Annotated in this window: 15 protein-coding genes and 2 pseudogenes; 8 read left to right on the top strand and 9 right to left on the bottom strand. The window is 62.4% G+C overall.

Annotated features, from left to right (window positions below; translation table 11 throughout):
- Positions 1-731 precede the first annotated feature (731 nt).
- On the top strand, positions 732-938 hold the full coding sequence (locus tag PY254_RS02615) for a hypothetical protein (RefSeq protein ID WP_281013922.1): 207 nt from the start codon (positions 732-734) through the stop codon (positions 936-938).
- Between the two features lie 288 nt (positions 939-1226).
- Here PY254_RS02615 and PY254_RS02610 read toward each other — a convergent pair.
- From PY254_RS02610 to PY254_RS02595, 4 genes and pseudogenes are all read right to left on the bottom strand, one after another.
- A pseudogene (locus PY254_RS02610) lies at positions 1227-1337 on the bottom strand (RHS repeat-associated core domain-containing protein); the annotation flags it as partial.
- A gap of 142 nt (positions 1338-1479) precedes the next feature.
- Positions 1480-2478, bottom strand: coding sequence for a site-specific tyrosine recombinase XerC (gene xerC / locus PY254_RS02605; protein WP_281013921.1), 999 nt, complete (start codon positions 2476-2478; stop codon positions 1480-1482).
- A gap of 2 nt (positions 2479-2480) precedes the next feature.
- Entirely contained in the window at positions 2481-4187 is a 1707-nt protein-coding gene (locus PY254_RS02600) for an MTBMA_p00010-related P-loop-containing protein (RefSeq protein ID WP_281013924.1), read from the bottom strand.
- Positions 4187-5527 carry a CHC2 zinc finger domain-containing protein gene (locus tag PY254_RS02595; RefSeq protein WP_281013923.1) on the bottom strand — a complete coding sequence of 447 codons (1341 nt, stop codon included), beginning with the start codon at positions 5525-5527 and terminating at the stop codon, positions 4187-4189. The genes PY254_RS02600 and PY254_RS02595 overlap by 1 nt, the downstream gene beginning before the upstream one ends.
- Before the next feature lie 103 nt (positions 5528-5630).
- Between PY254_RS02595 and PY254_RS02590 the strand changes: the two genes are divergently transcribed.
- From PY254_RS02590 to PY254_RS02575, 4 genes are all read left to right on the top strand, one after another.
- Positions 5631-6005 carry a helix-turn-helix domain-containing protein gene (locus PY254_RS02590; RefSeq protein ID WP_281013919.1) on the top strand — a complete coding sequence of 125 codons (375 nt, stop codon included), beginning with the start codon at positions 5631-5633 and terminating at the stop codon, positions 6003-6005.
- Positions 6006-6159: 154 nt separating this feature from the next.
- Positions 6160-6480, top strand: a complete 321-nt coding sequence (locus tag PY254_RS02585; RefSeq protein WP_281013918.1) for a hypothetical protein — start codon at positions 6160-6162, stop codon at positions 6478-6480.
- Between the two features lie 439 nt (positions 6481-6919).
- A complete protein-coding gene (locus PY254_RS02580) occupies positions 6920-7177 on the top strand; it encodes a hypothetical protein (protein ID WP_281013917.1) in 258 nt (85 codons plus the stop codon).
- A gap of 875 nt (positions 7178-8052) precedes the next feature.
- On the top strand, positions 8053-8259 hold the full coding sequence (locus PY254_RS02575; RefSeq protein WP_281013922.1) for a hypothetical protein: 207 nt from the start codon (positions 8053-8055) through the stop codon (positions 8257-8259).
- Positions 8260-8547: 288 nt separating this feature from the next.
- On the opposite strand, the pseudogene PY254_RS02570 reads toward PY254_RS02575, so the two are convergent.
- The 3 genes and pseudogenes from PY254_RS02570 to PY254_RS02560 all read right to left on the bottom strand — a co-directional run.
- Positions 8548-8658 (bottom strand): annotated as a pseudogene (locus tag PY254_RS02570) (RHS repeat-associated core domain-containing protein); the annotation flags it as partial.
- A 142-nt stretch (positions 8659-8800) separates the two neighbouring features.
- Complete coding sequence (gene xerC / locus PY254_RS02565; protein WP_281013921.1) at positions 8801-9799, bottom strand: site-specific tyrosine recombinase XerC; 999 nt, start codon at positions 9797-9799, stop codon at positions 8801-8803.
- Between the two features lie 2 nt (positions 9800-9801).
- Positions 9802-12849, bottom strand: coding sequence for a CHC2 zinc finger domain-containing protein (locus PY254_RS02560; RefSeq protein WP_281013920.1), 3048 nt, complete (start codon positions 12847-12849; stop codon positions 9802-9804).
- Between the two features lie 103 nt (positions 12850-12952).
- On the opposite strand from PY254_RS02560, the gene PY254_RS02555 reads away from it, so the two are divergent.
- The 3 genes from PY254_RS02555 to PY254_RS02545 all read left to right on the top strand — a co-directional run bounded on the left by PY254_RS02555 (position 12953) and on the right by PY254_RS02545 (position 14499).
- Positions 12953-13327: a helix-turn-helix domain-containing protein gene (locus tag PY254_RS02555; protein ID WP_281013919.1), complete on the top strand. Its 375-nt coding sequence runs from the start codon at positions 12953-12955 to the stop codon at positions 13325-13327.
- 154 nt (positions 13328-13481) lie between these two features.
- Positions 13482-13802: a hypothetical protein gene (locus tag PY254_RS02550; RefSeq protein ID WP_281013918.1), complete on the top strand. Its 321-nt coding sequence runs from the start codon at positions 13482-13484 to the stop codon at positions 13800-13802.
- Between the two features lie 439 nt (positions 13803-14241).
- A complete protein-coding gene (locus PY254_RS02545; protein ID WP_281013917.1) occupies positions 14242-14499 on the top strand; it encodes a hypothetical protein in 258 nt (85 codons plus the stop codon).
- Positions 14500-15311: 812 nt separating this feature from the next.
- Here the strand turns inward: PY254_RS02545 and PY254_RS02540 are convergent.
- Together PY254_RS02540 and PY254_RS02535 are read right to left on the bottom strand one after the other, a co-directional pair.
- A complete protein-coding gene (locus PY254_RS02540; RefSeq protein ID WP_281013916.1) occupies positions 15312-16250 on the bottom strand; it encodes an RHS repeat-associated core domain-containing protein in 939 nt (312 codons plus the stop codon).
- On the bottom strand, positions 16247-22585 hold the full coding sequence (locus PY254_RS02535) for a hypothetical protein (RefSeq protein WP_281013915.1): 6339 nt from the start codon (positions 22583-22585) through the stop codon (positions 16247-16249). Before PY254_RS02535 ends, PY254_RS02540 begins: the two co-directional genes overlap by 4 nt.
- Between the last annotated feature and the right edge of the window lie 172 nt (positions 22586-22757).

The raw sequence follows: 22757 nt of genomic DNA, 5'->3' as shown, positions 1-22757 counted from the left end.
GTGAGGGGTGCGCTATTTCCCAGCGGCTAGGGAAAAACGAGCCGCGTGATAGCGAGTTCCATTTTACCGTGTCGGGACGGTATTCGGTGCGCACTTGGGCTTCATTCTCACAGCCCGAACCAAGCTTCACCACTACTCGTCGGATAATGTCTCTGACCCCTTTGGCTCGCCCTCCGTTCCCTTTGTGCCCTACCTTTGTGCCTACGTATTATTCGCTGATGCGACCTATCACCTTCCCGTTAACGCTGACATCAAGACTGGCATTAACGAAAATCTCTGCAGTTTCGCGCTCGTTTAGTTTCATTCTGAATTCTGAGCCAGTGCGCGGACTTGTTTTCACAGAGGTCACAGACAGCTCACAACGGTCTGTTGTCCATACCCGAAATGCAACAGGCCGCACGCCAAGGTCACCTGTTCCTACCATTACGATCGCACAGCCACGCCATTTGCCGTCTGAAGGCCTAGCTTCGGCGTCAAATACTCGAGAATCCACGATAGCATTCCCGTTCGTAACAGATGACGGCGCGGTTACGTTCCAAAGTTCCCGCGACGTAAAGGACCCCACCACCTCTAAACGCGAGCTATTTGATAATCGAAGTTGAAGGTCAGCCGGAAAAGCACTCGGGGAGACAAATATCGCGACCAGAACGAACACTAATTTGCGCATATTAGTCTTCTCCCCCAACATGAATATGTGTTCGATGCTCGTTCGTGAGGGCTTGATTGGCGACATGAGTAGTACTCCCATCAGTAACATTTCTCCTTTCCATCATTGTCGGCCCAAAGTTCTCTCTGACGTCGCCATTTTGATGCGCAGCGCGTTGAAGATCGGCCGCACCAGCGTTTCCGCGACCTACCCGCTGCCCATCCACTCGGTCTATGTCCACTGCACGACCCTGCGCATGCAAGCTGTGGACTGCATGCGCACCGCCAGTTGAACTATTAATGTTCACAGATTGCACACCGGACGCTGTAATTGTGCTCTCAACTGTATTTGCAGTTGCGGTGGAAATTGGCTGATCCGGACTAGCGCCATGCGGATTGTCGTTTTGAAAAGTTATGTTGACGGCATATCCGGCAGATACATTTCGCCCAACTGCAGATGAAGAGCTGATTCCTTGTGATCCATTGACCGGAGGAGGCTGAGAATTTGCTCTCGGCACAACGCTGTCTATTCTTGACAATGTGCAACTCGCATTCGCACAAGTACTACGACCATCCGGATCCGTGTGATTGATCGGGTTGTTGTTGGCGTAGTCGTACCGATTGAAGCCAAACAGAGCGCCAGCAGTCGGCGTCACCGGATCAACGCTGAGGAAGCGCCCGGTGGCGGGATCGTAATAGCGCGCAACACTCTGACCCGACGTGCCCTCGCCCTACCGTCGCCGTTTTCCTATGGATACCCCTTTGGCCTCGCGCACCTGCGCGCACGGAAGCACCTTAGCGCGATGCGGCCGCGCTGTCTGCGGTTCCTTGGGATCAGTCTTGCGGGTCGTCCAGGTCGCGGTGCAGTCGGGCCGCCGGATGGGTGGCGGTATGCACCGCTTTGAGCCGGGCGATCGACACGTGCGTATAGCGCTGGGTGCTGGTGATCTGCCCGTGCCCGAGGATTTCCTGGATGTGGCGGATGTCGGCGCCGTTGTCCAGCATCGCGGTGGCCATCGTGTGCCGGAACAGATGACAGGCACCGCGCTTCTCGATGCCGGCCTGGCGGAAGTAATCGCGCACACGCCAGCTCAGGCCATCGGGCGATAGCGGCTGGCCGTACTGATTCAGGAACAACCGGCGTTCGCCCGGCTCGGCCAGCAACACCGGACGGGCCTCGCGTTCGTACTTGGCGATCCACGCCAGCGCCCGCTCGCCTACCGGCACGAAGCGATCCTTACGGCCCTTGCCCAGACGCACGTGCAGCGTGCCACGCTCACGATCCAGGTCACTCACCGCCAGATGGGTCACCTCGGCACGGCGCAGGCCGGTGGCATACAGCACCTCCAGCACCACCCGATCACGCAGCCCTTCCGGCGTGGCCAGATTCGGCAAGGCCAGCACCGTGGCCACCTCGGCCAGCGTCAACGGTTCGCGCAGGTCGTCGGTGCGTTTGGGCAGTTCCAGGTCGGCCACCGGGTTGGACGTCACCACTTGATGACGGACCAGCCAGCGGAAGAACATCTCGATGGTAAACAGCGCCACGCGCTGCCCGTTGATCGCGATCGGTGCGCCGTTGGCCTTGCGGTACAGGAACAGGTGCCGCTGGAAGCGCTCCATCGTCATGTGCGTGACCTGGGCCGGCGTCGTCAGCTCCTGATCCAGGCACCACGCATGGAAGTGCGCCAGACGGCTGCGCCGGGTGCGCTGGTCGGCCACGCTGCGGTGCTGGGTCTGCAGGGTTTCCAGATAGCGCTGTATCCACGTGGCCAGCGCCTCGGGCGCGGCCGGAGCCAGCAGCCGCTGCAACTGTTCGGTGCGTTTGCCGGCCATGCTCAGGCGTGGCGTGCAGCGGACGGGTACGACACCGCTCCACCGTGGGGGCCGATGACGTGCGTGGGACGCGGCGCCGTGGGCGGAAGCGCGGCAGGCGTGGACCGCTGCGGGTTGGCGGGGGTTTCAGGCGCACGCGGAGGGGCCGCGTTGATGCCGCGACCCGGCCGCGATGGCCCCGCGTTCTCACTATCAGACCCCCGCGAGGTCGTCATCGTAGCCACGTCGATCAGGCCGGACAGGTGTGCCGCTGCCGTGCCGTCGCCGTCATAACGCAGCTCGTAAACAAAACTCTGGCCGCGCTGGCCACGGTGCACGAGCAGGTATTCCAGCGTCACCAGTCGTTCCAGGTGCACGCGCAGCTGCGTGTCGCCCCACGCGGTGGCCTCGCGCACGTCGCGCCGGCTGAAGCGCAGCTCACTGCGCGGGATCGCCTCGGCCTGCCGGCGGTTTTCCACTATCGCGCACAACGCCTGCAGCAGGCGGCGCGTCTGCGGCGGCAGTTCATCGAGACTGCGACCGAGCAGGTCGTGCGCCAGTGCATTGGCCTGCGCGATGTCCTCGCGCGTCACCTCGATGTACTCGATCGTGGTGCCGCGGTGCGTGGTGGTGAGGATCGGGCGCTGGTACTGATGCAGCAGCGCGATCGTGTCGATCAGGGTGAGGTACTTTTCGTGATCGCGGCGGGTGCGCGTGCGGTCGTCCATGAAGGTCAGCTGGTCAGCGTAGGGATTGACCACGGCCAGCGGACGCAACAGGCGCTGTGCGTTCTGCTGCCGGGTGCAGCAGTGCTCGCGCTCTTCGCTGGCCAGCAGCCCATCGAGCGTGCGCCGGGTGCGCTGGCGGCGATGGATCGCCTGCGTCTGCTCGCGCCCCTCGTCCACCGTCAGCACGAGGCAACGGTTCAACAGTTCCTCGTCGATCTCGATCGCGGTGGTGGTCAGGAAGATCATCACCGGGCCTTCGACCCGGTACTCCTGCGTGATCAGATTGCCGGTGGTCGGATCTTTGCCGGTGCTGGCGATCGTCAGCTCGCCTTCGGACTGCAGCAGCTTCAAGGCATACGCGGCCCGGCGCACGCCTTCTTCCTCGGCGATGGCCAGGATCTTGTGCTTGAGCTGGGTCTGGCCCAGGTAATACAGGCTCTGCCCGGTCATCGCCGAGTAACGCAGGCGCTCTTCCTCCGGCACGAAGGCCAGCACCGCTTCCATCAGCGCCGACTTGCCGGCCGCCGAGGTGCTTTGCACCACCACCGCCAACGGTGCGCGCAGCTTGCGCGAGACCGCCGCCAGATAACCGATCAGCAGATTGGTGCGTTCGCCCACCACACCGCAGGCGGCGAAGTCCGCGAGGATCTGTTCCAGCACGTCCGGGGCGGTCAGCAGCGCGAGTGCGGCGGTGTGATCGTCCTCGCTCAGGGCCACCGACGCCGGCACGTCCGGTTCCAGCGCCTGACGGATCGCTGCATCCTGCACCGCTTCGAGCTCGCGCAACACCCGGCCCATATCGGCGTGCATCACGCCGTCGCTCACGTCCAGCGCGAGCGCTGCCTGTGCAGCGTAGCCGGTGCGGACGCGGGCGTTGTAGAGGTCCAGCGTGTCCACGTAAAACGTCTCGCCCTGCGTCACCATCAGATTCACCTTCAAGGTGTCCGGGCTGAGGTTGCGGGCCAGACCGCGCACCCGATAACGACGTGCGGCGAAGGTCATCACGACTTCCGTCTCGCTGATCTCGGTGACCGCCGGCGGACACGCCGGTGGCGCCGGGGTCGGCACCCGGCCGGCGGCACGTCGGGCGGGGAGGCTTCGGGCGGCACGGGCAGCACGTCAACGGCAGCGGCTAAAAAGGGAGTGACCGATGCCGGCGCGATCGGTACCGGCACGATCGGCGACGGATCGGCCGCGATCATCGCCGGCTCACGCGATCGGCTCGGTGCCAGACCCTCGCCCAGCCACACCGCCTGACGGATCACCAGGCCAAGCGATTTCGTGGCCGGTTGCACGTGCTGGGCGTACGCATTGGCATCCATGCCTTTGGGAAACTGGATGCGGTAACACGCGATGCCGATCGCCATCAGCTGCTTGGCCAGCTTTGCAGCGGCGGCGTCACCAGCGGCATCGCGGTCATAGGCGATCAGCACGCGCTCGGTGCCGGTCTGCTGCAGGGCCGCTAAATGATCGGCGGTGAAGCCTTCCACGCCGTAGGCGGCGGTGACGTTCCGATAGCCCGCACACCAGAAGGTCATCGCGTCGATCAGCGCCTCGCACACGATCACTTCCGCAGCACCGGCCAAGCCTTCGCGGTTCCACACGCCCGCATGCGGACCGGGCAGGTACAGGTGCAGCGGCGTGCCGGGACGCAGGTGCGTGGTGATCTTGCGGCCGTAAATTTCCGTCACGTCGCCGTGGTCGTCCAGGATCGGGATGACCAGCGAGCCGTTGAAGTGTTCGTGGCCGGAGTCGCGCACCAGACCCAGCGCCTGCAGGCGCGTGCGGATTTCTGCACCGGCCTTGCGGTTCTTTTCCGGCAGGCGCAGGCCCAGCGTGCGATTGGCAAAGCCCAAGCGGAAGCGCTCGATCAGCTCGGGGTGATTCAGGCCGCGTGACTGCAGATACGCGAGCGCTTCGGGGCTGTGCTGCAAGGTGTCGTGGTAGTAGTCGATCACCTGACGCAGCAGCTCGCGATCATCTGCATCCGGTGACACCGGAGCGGGCAGCTTCGGCACCGTCGAGACACGCACGACGCGATCGCTCGCCGACACCGCCGGCATCCCTTCGCGCAGCAGTTCCACCGCATGGCGGAAGCTCACGCCCTCGGCCTTCATCACCCAGTCGATCGGACCGCCACCGATCTGGCATGCGCCCGAGCAGTGCCACAGGTTCTTCGCGGGCGACACCACCAGCGACGGCGTCTTGTCAGCGTGGAACGGGCAGCGGCCGAGCCAGTCTGCCCCTTGCCGCACCAGCTCGATACCGCGCGCCTCCACCAGCCGCTGCACCGCCACCGTCGCTTTTAGCCGCTCGATCTCGCTCTCGGGGATGCGTGCCATAAACCTACCTTGTTGGGATGGGTGTCAATACCCTTTCAGGGTTGTATTGTGATACCCACTAGGGTAGGTTTGTCAAACCTACTCAGAACCCAGGGTTAGCCTCATGCACACCATCCCCTTACGACATTTCTGCATGAGCATTGCCGCCAACCTGGTGCGCCTGCGCAAGTTCCAGAACCTGACCCAGAACGACCTTGCCGATCTGGCCGGGCTGCACGTCAATCAGGTGCGCCGGTACGAAGCCGGTAACGCCCAGCCGTCGCTCGATGGTTTGAAGAAGATCGCGCTGGCGTTGCACGTGTCGCTCGATGAGCTGGTTTTCGATCCCAACGAACGTGGCCCGCATAACGCACGTCTGGCGCTCTTGTTTGAAGCCGTCTCCAACCTGCCGGCGGACGAGCTGCACGTGGTGCAGGCGGTGCTCGATGGCCTGATCGTCAAGAACCGCACCAAGCAACTCGCCGCCATGCATTCGTAGCGGCTAAAACGATAACGATCCGGCGCGTTGCCGACGATCGCACCGACCCATCGCACAGGATGCCCACGGCAGCCTGAGCGGTGGGTTTTTGTTTTTCTAAAAGACATTACACACCGGGCGTTCTCGCCCGGTCCTTTTGCACAGGACGATCCCCATGCCTGATCCGCACGATCCCTACCAAGGTACCGATGCGCTAACCCATGCGCTCGGCGCCACCGGCGACCTCTTCCGGCAACTGCGTGAGCAAGTGCCTGACGTTCCCGAGCACACGCTCGCCTTCCTGGTGCTCACGCTGTGCGCCGCGAAGGCGCGCAAAAGCCTCGGGCCGACGGTCTTTCGCAAGCGCTGGTATCACATGAGCGTGACCGCCCGCGCCTTCGCCGAGGTGCTCGCCAACCCCGTACCGGACGACGCCTCCGCGGTGATAAAAGACATGCTCGATATCTATCACCGCCCGGTCGACGATCCCGGCTGATCATCCGCCCCTGTCGGCGGCAGCCGGCCCGCTCCGCAGGACAAGATTCCGTTGAGCGCCACCGGCGCGAATAAGGCACGTGATGGTGGCCAACATTTTCAAATGTAGGCCTACATCACCTATCTTGCCCGCACTTCGCGCACGACTCGCCACGATTCAACGACAATTCCGGAGCCGCAGATGCCCGATTATTTCACGGCACGTTCTCGGACGATGCCGGTTGTGGTGGAATCGTGGTTCTGCGGCTGCTCTGCGGCGCGTGCCGATGCTTTGCGGCTGTTCTGCGGCTGCTTTGTGGATCTTCGTGCCGATGCTCTGCGGCGGTTCTGCGGCTTTTGTCATCGCGGGCCATGGCGCAAGAGCAGCACGGCATCAACCATCGCCGGCATCCGTTGCATGCTGTCAGGATGGGCGGGACTTACGATCAGGAGAGAACGCCATGACCAGCCATCGCGCGGGACGCTGCGGCACGCCGCTGATATGGAACGGACAGCTCACGCTGCGGCCCGAGGTCGATGCCATCGTGCCGGCGCTGGAAGCTCAGGGTTACGCCGCCGTGCCGAGCTGGCGGCGTGACGGTCGCTGGGAGCTGTGGACGCAGGATGGCAATATCACCAGCGGACCCAGTGAGACCTTCGCTTCGTGCGAGGAAGCGCTCGCGGCGGGGCGTGTCTGGCGCGACGATCACAGGAAGTGATTTAACTTTCCACGTCTCGGATCGTCCCTGTCCAATGCAACGATGCTAGACCTGACCCCGAGCTTCGCGATGGCGTTTTCCAGGGCGGCTCGACGCAGCAGGTCGGCATGTTCAGCGTCGGTCATGGCAGGGCCTATTTCCACGGTGAGGGGTGCGCTATTTCCCAGCGGCTAGGGAAAAACGAGCCGCGTGATAGCGAGTTCCATTTTACCGTGTCGGGACGGTATTCGGTGCGCACTTGGGCTTCATTCTCACAGCCCGAACCAAGCTTCACCACTACTCGTCGGATAATGTCTCTGACCCCTTTGGCTCGCCCTCCGTTCCCTTTGTGCCCTACCTTTGTGCCTACGTATTATTCGCTGATGCGACCTATCACCTTCCCGTTAACGCTGACATCAAGACTGGCATTAACGAAAATCTCTGCAGTTTCGCGCTCGTTTAGTTTCATTCTGAATTCTGAGCCAGTGCGCGGACTTGTTTTCACAGAGGTCACAGACAGCTCACAACGGTCTGTTGTCCATACCCGAAATGCAACAGGCCGCACGCCAAGGTCACCTGTTCCTACCATTACGATCGCACAGCCACGCCATTTGCCGTCTGAAGGCCTAGCTTCGGCGTCAAATACTCGAGAATCCACGATAGCATTCCCGTTCGTAACAGATGACGGCGCGGTTACGTTCCAAAGTTCCCGCGACGTAAAGGACCCCACCACCTCTAAACGCGAGCTATTTGATAATCGAAGTTGAAGGTCAGCCGGAAAAGCACTCGGGGAGACAAATATCGCGACCAGAACGAACACTAATTTGCGCATATTAGTCTTCTCCCCCAACATGAATATGTGTTCGATGCTCGTTCGTGAGGGCTTGATTGGCGACATGAGTAGTACTCCCATCAGTAACATTTCTCCTTTCCATCATTGTCGGCCCAAAGTTCTCTCTGACGTCGCCATTTTGATGCGCAGCGCGTTGAAGATCGGCCGCACCAGCGTTTCCGCGACCTACCCGCTGCCCATCCACTCGGTCTATGTCCACTGCACGACCCTGCGCATGCAAGCTGTGGACTGCATGCGCACCGCCAGTTGAACTATTAATGTTCACAGATTGCACACCGGACGCTGTAATTGTGCTCTCAACTGTATTTGCAGTTGCGGTGGAAATTGGCTGATCCGGACTAGCGCCATGCGGATTGTCGTTTTGAAAAGTTATGTTGACGGCATATCCGGCAGATACATTTCGCCCAACTGCAGATGAAGAGCTGATTCCTTGTGATCCATTGACCGGAGGAGGCTGAGAATTTGCTCTCGGCACAACGCTGTCTATTCTTGACAATGTGCAACTCGCATTCGCACAAGTACTACGACCATCCGGATCCGTGTGATTGATCGGGTTGTTGTTGGCGTAGTCGTACCGATTGAAGCCAAACAGAGCGCCAGCAGTCGGCGTCACCGGATCAACGCTGAGGAAGCGCCCGGTGGCGGGATCGTAATAGCGCGCAACACTCTGACCCGACGTGCCCTCGCCCTACCGTCGCCGTTTTCCTATGGATACCCCTTTGGCCTCGCGCACCTGCGCGCACGGAAGCACCTTAGCGCGATGCGGCCGCGCTGTCTGCGGTTCCTTGGGATCAGTCTTGCGGGTCGTCCAGGTCGCGGTGCAGTCGGGCCGCCGGATGGGTGGCGGTATGCACCGCTTTGAGCCGGGCGATCGACACGTGCGTATAGCGCTGGGTGCTGGTGATCTGCCCGTGCCCGAGGATTTCCTGGATGTGGCGGATGTCGGCGCCGTTGTCCAGCATCGCGGTGGCCATCGTGTGCCGGAACAGATGACAGGCACCGCGCTTCTCGATGCCGGCCTGGCGGAAGTAATCGCGCACACGCCAGCTCAGGCCATCGGGCGATAGCGGCTGGCCGTACTGATTCAGGAACAACCGGCGTTCGCCCGGCTCGGCCAGCAACACCGGACGGGCCTCGCGTTCGTACTTGGCGATCCACGCCAGCGCCCGCTCGCCTACCGGCACGAAGCGATCCTTACGGCCCTTGCCCAGACGCACGTGCAGCGTGCCACGCTCACGATCCAGGTCACTCACCGCCAGATGGGTCACCTCGGCACGGCGCAGGCCGGTGGCATACAGCACCTCCAGCACCACCCGATCACGCAGCCCTTCCGGCGTGGCCAGATTCGGCAAGGCCAGCACCGTGGCCACCTCGGCCAGCGTCAACGGTTCGCGCAGGTCGTCGGTGCGTTTGGGCAGTTCCAGGTCGGCCACCGGGTTGGACGTCACCACTTGATGACGGACCAGCCAGCGGAAGAACATCTCGATGGTAAACAGCGCCACGCGCTGCCCGTTGATCGCGATCGGTGCGCCGTTGGCCTTGCGGTACAGGAACAGGTGCCGCTGGAAGCGCTCCATCGTCATGTGCGTGACCTGGGCCGGCGTCGTCAGCTCCTGATCCAGGCACCACGCATGGAAGTGCGCCAGACGGCTGCGCCGGGTGCGCTGGTCGGCCACGCTGCGGTGCTGGGTCTGCAGGGTTTCCAGATAGCGCTGTATCCACGTGGCCAGCGCCTCGGGCGCGGCCGGAGCCAGCAGCCGCTGCAACTGTTCGGTGCGTTTGCCGGCCATGCTCAGGCGTGGCGTGCAGCGGACGGGTACGACACCGCTCCACCGTGGGGGCCGATGACGTGCGTGGGACGCGGCGCCGTGGGCGGAAGCGCGGCAGGCGTGGACCGCTGCGGGTTGGCGGGGGTTTCAGGCGCACGCGGAGGGGCCGCGTTGATGCCGCGACCCGGCCGCGATGGCCCCGCGTTCTCACTATCAGACCCCCGCGAGGTCGTCATCGTAGCCACGTCGATCAGGCCGGACAGGTGTGCCGCTGCCGTGCCGTCGCCGTCATAACGCAGCTCGTAAACAAAACTCTGGCCGCGCTGGCCACGGTGCACGAGCAGGTATTCCAGCGTCACCAGTCGTTCCAGGTGCACGCGCAGCTGCGTGTCGCCCCACGCGGTGGCCTCGCGCACGTCGCGCCGGCTGAAGCGCAGCTCACTGCGCGGGATCGCCTCGGCCTGCCGGCGGTTTTCCACTATCGCGCACAACGCCTGCAGCAGGCGGCGCGTCTGCGGCGGCAGTTCATCGAGACTGCGACCGAGCAGGTCGTGCGCCAGTGCATTGGCCTGCGCGATGTCCTCGCGCGTCACCTCGATGTACTCGATCGTGGTGCCGCGGTGCGTGGTGGTGAGGATCGGGCGCTGGTACTGATGCAGCAGCGCGATCGTGTCGATCAGGGTGAGGTACTTTTCGTGATCGCGGCGGGTGCGCGTGCGGTCGTCCATGAAGGTCAGCTGGTCAGCGTAGGGATTGACCACGGCCAGCGGACGCAACAGGCGCTGTGCGTTCTGCTGCCGGGTGCAGCAGTGCTCGCGCTCTTCGCTGGCCAGCAGCCCATCGAGCGTGCGCCGGGTGCGCTGGCGGCGATGGATCGCCTGCGTCTGCTCGCGCCCCTCGTCCACCGTCAGCACGAGGCAACGGTTCAACAGTTCCTCGTCGATCTCGATCGCGGTGGTGGTCAGGAAGATCATCACCGGGCCTTCGACCCGGTACTCCTGCGTGATCAGATTGCCGGTGGTCGGATCTTTGCCGGTGCTGGCGATCGTCAGCTCGCCTTCGGACTGCAGCAGCTTCAAGGCATACGCGGCCCGGCGCACGCCTTCTTCCTCGGCGATGGCCAGGATCTTGTGCTTGAGCTGGGTCTGGCCCAGGTAATACAGGCTCTGCCCGGTCATCGCCGAGTAACGCAGGCGCTCTTCCTCCGGCACGAAGGCCAGCACCGCTTCCATCAGCGCCGACTTGCCGGCCGCCGAGGTGCTTTGCACCACCACCGCCAACGGTGCGCGCAGCTTGCGCGAGACCGCCGCCAGATAACCGATCAGCAGATTGGTGCGTTCGCCCACCACACCGCAGGCGGCGAAGTCCGCGAGGATCTGTTCCAGCACGTCCGGGGCGGTCAGCAGCGCGAGTGCGGCGGTGTGATCGTCCTCGCTCAGGGCCACCGACGCCGGCACGTCCGGTTCCAGCGCCTGACGGATCGCTGCATCCTGCACCGCTTCGAGCTCGCGCAACACCCGGCCCATATCGGCGTGCATCACGCCGTCGCTCACGTCCAGCGCGAGCGCTGCCTGTGCAGCGTAGCCGGTGCGGACGCGGGCGTTGTAGAGGTCCAGCGTGTCCACGTAAAACGTCTCGCCCTGCGTCACCATCAGATTCACCTTCAAGGTGTCCGGGCTGAGGTTGCGGGCCAGACCGCGCACCCGATAACGACGTGCGGCGAAGGTCATCACGACTTCCGTCTCGCTGATCTCGGTGACCGCCGGCGGACACGCCGGTGGCGCCGGGGTCGGCACCCCGGCCGGCGGCACGTCGGGCGGGGAGGCTTCGGGCGGCACGGGCAGCACGTCAACGGCAGCGGCTAAAAAGGGAGTGACCGATGCCGGCGCGATCGGTACCGGCACGATCGGCGACGGATCGGCCGCGATCATCGCCGGCTCACGCGATCGGCTCGGTGCCAGACCCTCGCCCAGCCACACCGCCTGACGGATCACCAGGCCAAGCGATTTCGTGGCCGGTTGCACGTGCTGGGCGTACGCATTGGCATCCATGCCTTTGGGAAACTGGATGCGGTAACACGCGATGCCGATCGCCATCAGCTGCTTGGCCAGCTTTGCAGCGGCGGCGTCACCAGCGGCATCGCGGTCATAGGCGATCAGCACGCGCTCGGTGCCGGTCTGCTGCAGGGCCGCTAAATGATCGGCGGTGAAGCCTTCCACGCCGTAGGCGGCGGTGACGTTCCGATAGCCCGCACACCAGAAGGTCATCGCGTCGATCAGCGCCTCGCACACGATCACTTCCGCAGCACCGGCCAAGCCTTCGCGGTTCCACACGCCCGCATGCGGACCGGGCAGGTACAGGTGCAGCGGCGTGCCGGGACGCAGGTGCGTGGTGATCTTGCGGCCGTAAATTTCCGTCACGTCGCCGTGGTCGTCCAGGATCGGGATGACCAGCGAGCCGTTGAAGTGTTCGTGGCCGGAGTCGCGCACCAGACCCAGCGCCTGCAGGCGCGTGCGGATTTCTGCACCGGCCTTGCGGTTCTTTTCCGGCAGGCGCAGGCCCAGCGTGCGATTGGCAAAGCCCAAGCGGAAGCGCTCGATCAGCTCGGGGTGATTCAGGCCGCGTGACTGCAGATACGCGAGCGCTTCGGGGCTGTGCTGCAAGGTGTCGTGGTAGTAGTCGATCACCTGACGCAGCAGCTCGCGATCATCTGCATCCGGTGACACCGGAGCGGGCAGCTTCGGCACCGTCGAGACACGCACGACGCGATCGCTCGCCGACACCGCCGGCATCCCTTCGCGCAGCAGTTCCACCGCATGGCGGAAGCTCACGCCCTCGGCCTTCATCACCCAGTCGATCGGACCGCCACCGATCTGGCATGCGCCTGAGCAGTGCCACAGGTTCTTCGCGGGCGACACCACCAGCGACGGCGTCTTGTCAGCGTGGAACGGGCAGCGGCCGAGCCAGTCTGCCCCTTGCCGCACCAGCTCGATACCGCGCGCCTCCACCAGCCGCTGCACCGCCACCGTCGCTTTTAGCCGCTCGATCTCGCTCTCGGGGATGCGTGCCATAAACCTACCTTGTTGGGATGGGTGTCAATACCCTTTCAGGGTTGTATTGTGATACCCACTAGGGTAGGTTTGTCAAACCTACTCAGAACCCAGGGTTAGCCTCATGCACACCATCCCCTTACGACATTTCTGCATGAGCATTGCCGCCAACCTGGTGCGCCTGCGCAAGTTCCAGAACCTGACCCAGAACGACCTTGCCGATCTGGCCGGGCTGCACGTCAATCAGGTGCGCCGGTACGAAGCCGGTAACGCCCAGCCGTCGCTCGATGGTTTGAAGAAGATCGCGCTGGCGTTGCACGTGTCGCTCGATGAGCTGGTTTTCGATCCCAACGAACGTGGCCCGCATAACGCACGTCTGGCGCTCTTGTTTGAAGCCGTCTCCAACCTGCCGGCGGACGAGCTGCACGTGGTGCAGGCGGTGCTCGATGGCCTGATCGTCAAGAACCGCACCAAGCAACTCGCCGCCATGCATTCGTAGCGGCTAAAACGATAACGATCCGGCGCGTTGCCGACGATCGCACCGACCCATCGCACAGGATGCCCACGGCAGCCTGAGCGGTGGGTTTTTGTTTTTCTAAAAGACATTACACACCGGGCGTTCTCGCCCGGTCCTTTTGCACAGGACGATCCCCATGCCTGATCCGCACGATCCCTACCAAGGTACCGATGCGCTAACCCATGCGCTCGGCGCCACCGGCGACCTCTTCCGGCAACTGCGTGAGCAAGTGCCTGACGTTCCCGAGCACACGCTCGCCTTCCTGGTGCTCACGCTGTGCGCCGCGAAGGCGCGCAAAAGCCTCGGGCCGACGGTCTTTCGCAAGCGCTGGTATCACATGAGCGTGACCGCCCGCGCCTTCGCCGAGGTGCTCGCCAACCCCGTACCGGACGACGCCTCCGCGGTGATAAAAGACATGCTCGATATCTATCACCGCCCGGTCGACGATCCCGGCTGATCATCCGCCCCTGTCGGCGGCAGCCGGCCCGCTCCGCAGGACAAGATTCCGTTGAGCGCCACCGGCGCGAATAAGGCACGTGATGGTGGCCAACATTTTCAAATGTAGGCCTACATCACCTATCTTGCCCGCACTTCGCGCACGACTCGCCACGATTCAACGACAATTCCGGAGCCGCAGATGCCCGATTATTTCACGGCACGTTCTCGGACGATGCCGGTTGTGGTGGAATCGTGGTTCTGCGGCTGCTCTGCGGCGCGTGCCGATGCTTTGCGGCTGTTCTGCGGCTGCTTTGTGGATCTTCGTGCCGATGCTCTGCGGCGGTTCTGCGGCTTTTGTCATCGCGGGCCATGGCGCAAGAGCAGCACGGCATCAACCATCGCCGGCATCCGTTGCATGCTGTCAGGATGGGCGGGACTTACGATCAGGAGAGAACGCCATGACCAGCCATCGCGCGGGACGCTGCGGCACGCCGCTGATATGGAACGGACAGCTCACGCTGCGGCCCGAGGTCGATGCCATCGTGCCGGCGCTGGAAGCTCAGGGTTACGCCGCCGTGCCGAGCTGGCGGCGTGACGGTCGCTGGGAGCTGTGGACGCAGGATGGCAATATCACCAGCGGACCCAGTGAGACCTTCGCTTCGTGCGAGGAAGCGCTCGCGGCGGGGCGTGTCTGGCGCGACGATCACAGGAAGTGATTTAACTTTCCACGTCTCGGATCGTCCCTGTCCAATGCAACGATGCTAGACCTGACCCCGAGCTTCGCGATGGCGTTTTCCAGGGCGGCTCGACGCAGCAGGTCGGCATGTTCAGCGTCGGTCATGGCAGGGCCTATTTCCACGGTGAGGGGTGCGCTATTTCCCAGCGGCTAGGGAAAAACGAGCCGCGTGATAGCGAGTTCCATTTTACCGTGTCGGGACGGTATTCGGTGCGCACTTGGGCTTCATTCTCACAGCCCGAACCAAGCTTCACCACTACTCGTCGGATAATGTCTCTGACCCCTTTGGCTCGCCCTCCGTTCCCTTTGTGCCCTACCTTTGTGCCTACGTATTATTCGCTGATGCGACCTATCACCTTCCCGTTAACGCTGACATCAAGACTGGCATTAACGAAAATCTCTGCAGTTTCGCGCTCGTTTAGTTTCATTCTGAATTCTGAGCCAGTGCGCGGACTTGTTTTCACAGAGGTCACAGACAGCTCACAACGGTCTGTTGTCCATACCCGAAATGCAACAGGCCGCACGCCAAGGTCACCTGTTCCTACCATTACGATCGCACAGCCACGCCATTTGCCGTCTGAAGGCCTAGCTTCGGCGTCAAATACTCGAGAATCCACGATAGCATTCCCGTTCGTAACAGATGACGGCGCGGTTACGTTCCAAAGTTCCCGCGACGTAAAGGACCCCACCACCTCTAAACGCGAGCTATTTGATAATCGAAGTTGAAGGTCAGCCGGAAAAGCACTCGGGGAGACAAATATCGCGACCAGAACGAACACTAATTTGCGCATATTAGTCTTCTCCCCCAACATGAATATGTGTTCGATGCTCGTTCGTGAGGGCTTGATTGGCGACATGAGTAGTACTCCCATCAGTAACATTTCTCCTTTCCATCATTGTCGGCCCAAAGTTCTCTCTGACGTCGCCATTTTGATGCGCAGCGCGTTGAAGATCGGCCGCACCAGCGTTTCCGCGACCTACCCGCTGCCCATCCACTCGGTCTATGTCCACTGCACGACCCTGCGCATGCAAGCTGTGGACTGCATGCGCACCGCCAGTTGAACTATTAATGTTCACAGATTGCACACCGGACGCTGTAATTGTGCTCTCAACTGTATTTGCAGTTGCGGTGGAAATTGGCTGATCCGGACTAGCGCCATGCGGATTGTCGTTTTGAAAAGTTATGTTGACGGCATATCCGGCAGATACATTTCGCCCAACTGCAGATGAAGAGCTGATTCCTTGTGATCCATTGACCGGAGGAGGCTGAGAATTTGCTCTCGGCACAACGCTGTCTATTCTTGACAATGTGCAACTCGCATTCGCACAAGTACTACGACCATCCGGATCCGTGTGATTGATCGGGTTGTTGTTGGCGTAGTCGTACCGATTGAAGCCAAACAGAGCGCCAGCAGTCGGCGTCACCGGATCAACGCTGAGGAAGCGCCCGGTGGCGGGATCGTAATAGCGCGCCTGCATATACACAAACCCAGTATCCGGATCATTCACATGCCCCGTATACCCCGGCCCATTCGGTGCCGGACTCATGCTCGCCACCGCCACCCCGTACGGCGCGTAGTCGTAGGTAGCGATGATTGTGCCACTAGCATCCGCTTTGGCCAGCGGCGTCCCCTGCGGGTCGGTGTAGTAGTAGTGGCGGGTCCCTGCATGCGCGAGGCTGACCAGCAGCCACAAGACCAGCACACTGAATATGCGGATGAGCGTGTTCACTGGACACCTCCCTGTACCGAGCTGGCGCTCACCGGCTGCTGCTTCAACAGATTCGCATTGCCCGAATGCAACGTGACAAAGCTGTAGCCGCTGAAGGTCGAGCAACCCGCAGTATTGCAGGCCTGCGTTCGGAATTTCACCGACCCAGTCTGGAATATCAGCATTCGGGCCGTGGTGTTGGGTCCGCTGTAGAACGTGCTGATAGTGCCATCCGGGTCTGTCTCCTCCACCACGTAACTGGTCGCACCCGCCACGCCCGCCCAGTTTGCAGTCACTACCGGCTTGCTGGAAGGGCCCGTGACGTTCAAGGTCGGCGCGCTGGGTGAAGCCGGAACCAAAGCCACAGCGGTCGTGCCTGTCGCGCTCCATGCTCCACAGCCACCGCTATTGCACGCCTGTACCCGATACCCGTAGCTGCCATTGCCCCGGCCGCTGGTGCCCCAGCTAATAGCGCCGCTTGCCTGCACCGTGCTCCAGCCGCCGCCGTTGACGCTCTCCTGCAAGGTATAACTGGTCGCTCCACTTACACTACCCCAGCTCACGCTGAAGCTGCCGGTGCTGCTGCTTGCTGGCACGCTAATACTCGGCGGGCTGCCGGGCGGAATCGTTACCCCTACGGCGCTACTGACCGCATAGCCATTGCAACCGCTCGCATTGCAGGCAGAGGCACGATAGCTGTAGGTGCCAGACACGCCCACGTTCAGGCTGGTACTGGTGGCGCTGTTCGCGTAGACCTGCACCCATGCACCGCCATTGACGCTCTGATCAAGGGCGTAGGTGGTCGTCGTCGCACTAGCCGCCCAGCTGATCGCGATGGTGCCGCTGCTGGTGGCCGGCACGCTGATGCTGGTTGGTGCGGCGGGCGGCAAGAGCACCGTTGTGGTGCCGGTCGCGCTCCACGGCCCACAGCCACCCACGTTGCACGCTTGCACCCGATAGCCGTAGCTGCCGTTGCCCCTACCGTTGGTGCCCCAACTAATAGCGCCGCTTGCCTGTACCGTGCTCCATCCGCCGCCGTTGACGCTCTCCTGCAAGGTATAACTGGTCGCTCCGCTTACGCCACCCCAGCTCACGCTGAAGCTGCCGGTGCCGCTGCTTGCCGGCACGCTAATACTCGGCGCGCTGCCGGGCGGAATCGTTACCACTACGGCGCTACTGACGGCATCGCCATTGCAACCGCTCGCATTGCAGGCAGAGGCACGATAGCTGTAGCTACCGGAGACGCTCACTGTCAGGCTGGTGCTGGTAGCACTGTTCGCATAGACCTGCGCCCACGCGCCACCATTGACACTCTGATCCAAACCGTAGGTCGTTGTCGTGGCGCTGGCCGCCCAGCTGACCGCGATGCTGCCGCTGCTAGTGGCCGGCACGCTGATGCTGGTTGGTGCGGCGGGCGGCAAGAGCACCGTTGTGGTGCCGGTCGCGCTCCACGGCCCACAGCCACCCACGTTGCACGCTTGCACCCGATAGCCATAGGTGCCGTTGCCTCGACCACTGGTGCTCCAGCTGGTCAGGGCATTGGTCTGCACCGTGCTCCAGCCACCGCCGTTGATCTGCTCCTGCAGGGTGTAGCTCACCGAGCCGGATACGCCGCTCCAGCTGACGGTATAACTACCGTTGCTGCTGCTGGCAGGCGCGCTTACCGTGGGTGCCGTGGTCGGCGGAGTCGTCACCACCAATGTGGCACTGCCCGCTTTCCAGCCGCTGCATCCATAGGTGTTGCACGCTTGCACCTGGAACAGGTAACTACCATCAGTTAAGCCGGAGACGGCGGTGCTGGTTCCCGCACCGTTGTAGATGCCAGCCCAACTGGTGCCACCGTTGCTGCTTTGCTGCACTACGTAACGCGTTGCCAGCGTCGCGGCGCTCCAGCTCACTGAGGCGTTGCCGTTGTTGCTGCTGGCAGGAACGCTCAATGCAGCAGGCGTCGTCGGCAGCACGCCATAGGTGATGTCGACGGTGACCGCCCTGGACGCCGCCCAGCCGCGATTGCCATACCCGTTGGCGGCGGCGACCTGGTAGGTATAGCTGCCGCTGGTAGTACCCGGACGGCTGATCGAGGTGGCTGTGGTGTTACTGGCAATCGTATTCCACGCGCCGCCGTTGAAGCTCTCCTGCACGGTGTAGCCCGTCGTGCTGACGGGCGCTGTCCAGCTCACCGTAAAGGTGCCGTTGATCGTGCCAGTCGGCACGCTCACCGTCGGTACCGCCGGCCTTACGCCCAGCGTGGCTGAGCTGGTGAACGCACCACAGGTGGCGCCGATACAGCCTTCCACCTGGTACACGTAGCTCCCGCCGGCACGAGCGCTGAGGGTAGTACTGCTTGCACTGCCGCTGTAGACCGTGGTCCACGCACCGCCGTTGGCTCGCTCCTGCAGCAGATAGCTGCTGGCTCCAGCTACCGCGCCCCAGCTCACCGTATAGCTGCCGTTGTTCGGATTGGCATCGAAACCGATCGTGGCCGGCGCGCCTAGCACCACGCTTTCGTTGTCGCCGATCATCTTGCTGCCGAGATAGATGAAGTCGGTGCTTTGCGCCAGGCTCGGCGCCCACTGGTACATCAACTGCCCAGCCTGACTGTAGAAGTAGTACGTCGTGACGCCACCTGCCGTCTTCGAAACCCGCCGTCCCGATGCATCGTAGGCATAGGCGCCGCTGCCAGCGATCTGGGTCAACTGATTCTTTTGGTCGTACACCAGCGTGGTTCCATTTTTGCCGATGACGTTGCCGCGGGTGTCGTAGAGATAACTAGCGACCGTGCTGCCGCCGCTGCTGATGCTCGTCAGCTTGTTGCTGATGTCGTAGGCATAGGTCGAGAGCTGTGCACCAGTCTGCAGTGTGCGCAGGTTGTTGATGGCGTCGTAGGTAAACGCTTGGGTACCCCACAGACCTGCCGCCGTGGCGCTGGTCAACCGGTTTAGTGCGTCGTAGCCAAAGCTCTTGTTGCGCGGCCCACCGGCCAGGTCGCTCACCGTGCTGATGTTGCCGTTGGCATCGTAGGCCAGGTCTTCGCTCAACTGCACGGTGCTACCGGACCCATAGCTGAAGTTGCTGAGCAACTGACGCGCGTTTTGTTCGGCCACGTAGCTGGTGCCGTTGCCGTAGGTGAACTGCGCTACTTGCCCATTGGGAAAGTAGCTGATACCGCTCGCATAACTGCCCGCTTGCGTAGGCCGGCCCAGCGCATCGGGCGCGTAGCTGACGTTCTCGCCGTCGGGGTAGTGGATCAGGCTGAGGCTGCCATTGGCGTCGTGCGCATAGCCGATGCCCCAGGCGTTCTGGCCGACCAGCTGCAGGCTCTCGCCGGTCAGCATGCCGCGGTAGTTGTAGGTGCCGCTCCAGTTGCTGATCCCCGAGACGGCACTGGTGAGCCGACCGACCGCGTCGTAGCCGTAGCTGGTGCTCTGCGTGCCCGAAGGCGGCTGGATCGTGGTGACACGATTCATCGCATCGTAGGTACGTGCCGTCTGCGCGGCGGTGGCAACCTGTCCCTGTGCGCACGTGATGTCGGTGGGACTGATGGTCAGGCCGGACGCACTCCAGTCCAGATTGTTGGCGGCGTCGTAATGCACGATTTCGCTGCCGCTTTCCGGCTCGGTGGTGCGGCACACGCGGTGATAGCTGTCGTAGATCAGTGTCTTGGTCACGCTATCCGACTCAGTACCATACAGACCGGACTGCGTGATCGAGAGCGGGTTGCCATAGATATCGCGGGCGATGGTTTGGGTAATCCCCGCCGGCGCCTGCACCTGGATGACGGCGTTGTAGGACGGCTCGTCGAACACCTGGAAACGGGTGGTGGTGACATTGCCCTTGGGATCGGTGACTTGTTGACGCGCACCGGAGAGATAGGCCGTGCTGCTGGTCAGCGTGCCCAGCTCGGAAGTTTGCTGCACCTGAATGGCGCGCCCCAGTGCATCGTAGGTGGTGTGGCTGCCGGGACTCGCAGGAGTCAACGTAAAGGTCTGAGCGGTCGCACTGGGGTACGAGGCGAACACCTTTTGTCCCTTCGAGTCGTAGGTGACTGCGGTGCTGGCTTGCACGGTGCTACCGATGGCGCTGTCACTCAACACCGGGCGCAGCATCGCGTCGAAGTAAGTCACCGCGTTGGCGCTGCCGGTCGTGGTGGTGCGCTTCCAGTGATTGGCCGGCAGACCCCGCTCGGCGCTGGTAACAAAGGTGTAAGTGAACGCCTCCGGCGCCCATGCCATTTCGTCGCCGGTGGGATAACTGATCCCACTGATGCGACCAATGGGGTCGTAGCTGTAGTTGGTGGTGTGACCAGCCTGATCAGTCAGGCTGCTGATCTGGCCGAAGTCATCCACCACCAGCGTTTCGTGGGTCGTGTCTGGATAACCGATCGTTTGCGGAATGCCACGGTAGTAGTTGCTCAGGCTCGTAGTACGACCTTTGCCGTCGGTGAAGCTCGCCAGTTGGCCGGCGCTGTTGAAGGTGTAGCTCATCAACGGCTGCCCAAAACGGGCACGCGACGACAACGTTACGTTGGCCAAGTTGTAGATGTACTGGTCGACGACCTCGTTGCTGGTGATGTTCTTGGTCTGCGTGGGCAGGCCCAGCACCCAGTGCGGCAGGTCGTTGAGGTAGCTGGTCTGTTCGGTCAGCGTCGGTTGTCCAACGTTGTTGGAGCGCGCGGTTTGGGTGACTTGCGTGAAGGCGTTGAAGGCCTGCGCTTGCCAGGTGAATGTGTTGCCGTCCTGGGTGATGGTGCGTTGGTTGAGCGGTGCCACCTGCTCCACAATGGCCAGATTCATCCGCCACTGCAGGTTGTCGCCGTACAGGCTCGGCCACGCTCCGTTAGTGGACGCGGCGTAGACATTGGCTTCGGAACGCAGCACGCTGCTGCCCACCGCACCGCTGTAAGAGTCAGTGCGCTGCAACTGGCCTTCGGTTTCATCAAAGCGGTTGCTGAAGGTGCTGCGTACGGCGTGGCCCAACGGATCGACCACGTCGGTCCACACCGTGCTGACGCAGCCGCCGCGACAGTCTTGCAGCCAGCTGGCGTTGGCCGGCGAGTAGCTGTAGTTCCAGGTTTGGCTGGGCAGGCCGGCGCCGCTGAAGGTCTTCTGGGATAGGGCAAAGGCGTAATAGACGCGCGGTATGGATGCGTAACTGCTGCCGTCCGCCGTCATCTTGCATTGCCGTGCAACGTAGGAGCGTCCGCGCACGACCGGTTTGATCTGGAAGGAACCGGTCAACCCGGAGGGGTGGACCATGCTGCCGCTGGGTGTATTGGTTGAAACCGAAGCCGCCGTGTCGCAATCACCTTGACCTTCAACTATGGTGCCGGCGCGCAAGCCGCCCAGGTTGTACGACCAATGGCTGCCATCGGGCAGGGTGACCTGAGTCAGCAGCGGAAGTAACGCCGTGTTGTATTGATAATTCCAAGTGCGCGCCGGCCCGCTGGCCGGCACCACGCTGACGGAACCGATCCGGTCGGTACCACTCACATAGCTCACGCTCAACTGGCGCCCGTCGCTGGCGGTGATGGCCGTGAGCTGCGCGCCGCTGTAGGAATACGTCAAGCTGTTGCCAAAACGGTCCTCGATACGGCTGACCAGCATCGAGGCCTGCCTGCGGATGAGGAAGCCATCGACAGCCACATTGGGGTGGACACCCATCGACCGTAGGCCTTGCGGGCCGGAGCTGATCGACCGATTCATGCTCGGCGCCCAGCGGTAGACCAGGTGGGTGAACCAGTAGCGCGTGCCGTCTGGCGCGACCGCCATGAAGCCCTCGCCACCGGGATCGCTGGTTTGGTCATCCGAGGCCACGCCGCAGCTGATCATCCAGTTGTGTGTGGTCACGATCGGAAACACCGTACCGCCCATGGTCGGCGACAAGGTGTTTTTCGGCGCCCGCTTGAGCAGATCCTGACTACCCTGCCCTGGCACCACCAATTGGTAGCCGTTCCACCACGTCACCGGATCCCAGTCGGCACTACCCTGAGTGCCAGCGATAACCGGTGGCGGGCCGAACTGGCTGCAGCGCGAACGTGGGCTGGGGCCGCTGACTCTCCAGAAACTGGATGCCATCGTAGTAATGCGCGGCAGCTCGACGTTCCAGTCGGCAAAGCCACCATCAACTGCTCCTGCCTCGCTGCTATCTTTGGGCTGAAATGAACGGGACAGCTGCAGCATCGGTCCGTTGCCGGCGAGGCTCACGTCGGTCTGCTCGAACGACAGATTGCCGTTGTACAGGCTGACGCTTTCGCCGAACGGGTTTTGGCCCAGTGGCTGGATGTCTTCGCTGACCCGGATCAGTTTCTTGTATTCGTGTTCCGGCGTGACTGCCGATTGCGCGTGGCAAATCGGCATGCAAAACATTAACACCCCTGCCCACAGGCAGATCCCTTGCCAAGTGACACGCATCCTGTTTCCCCGTCGCCCGGCGTGATGCTCAGGCTCGCCGCAAGTCTCTGCCTCGCAAGAACGTACTGTCAACACCCAAGTTTTTGCGAACCATTCCCAAGTGCTTTTGACTCTCGAC

The organism is Rhodanobacter sp. AS-Z3 (assembly GCF_029224025.1).
Classification (GTDB): domain Bacteria; phylum Pseudomonadota; class Gammaproteobacteria; order Xanthomonadales; family Rhodanobacteraceae; genus Rhodanobacter.
This window is presented reverse-complemented; position numbering and strand designations above follow the sequence as displayed.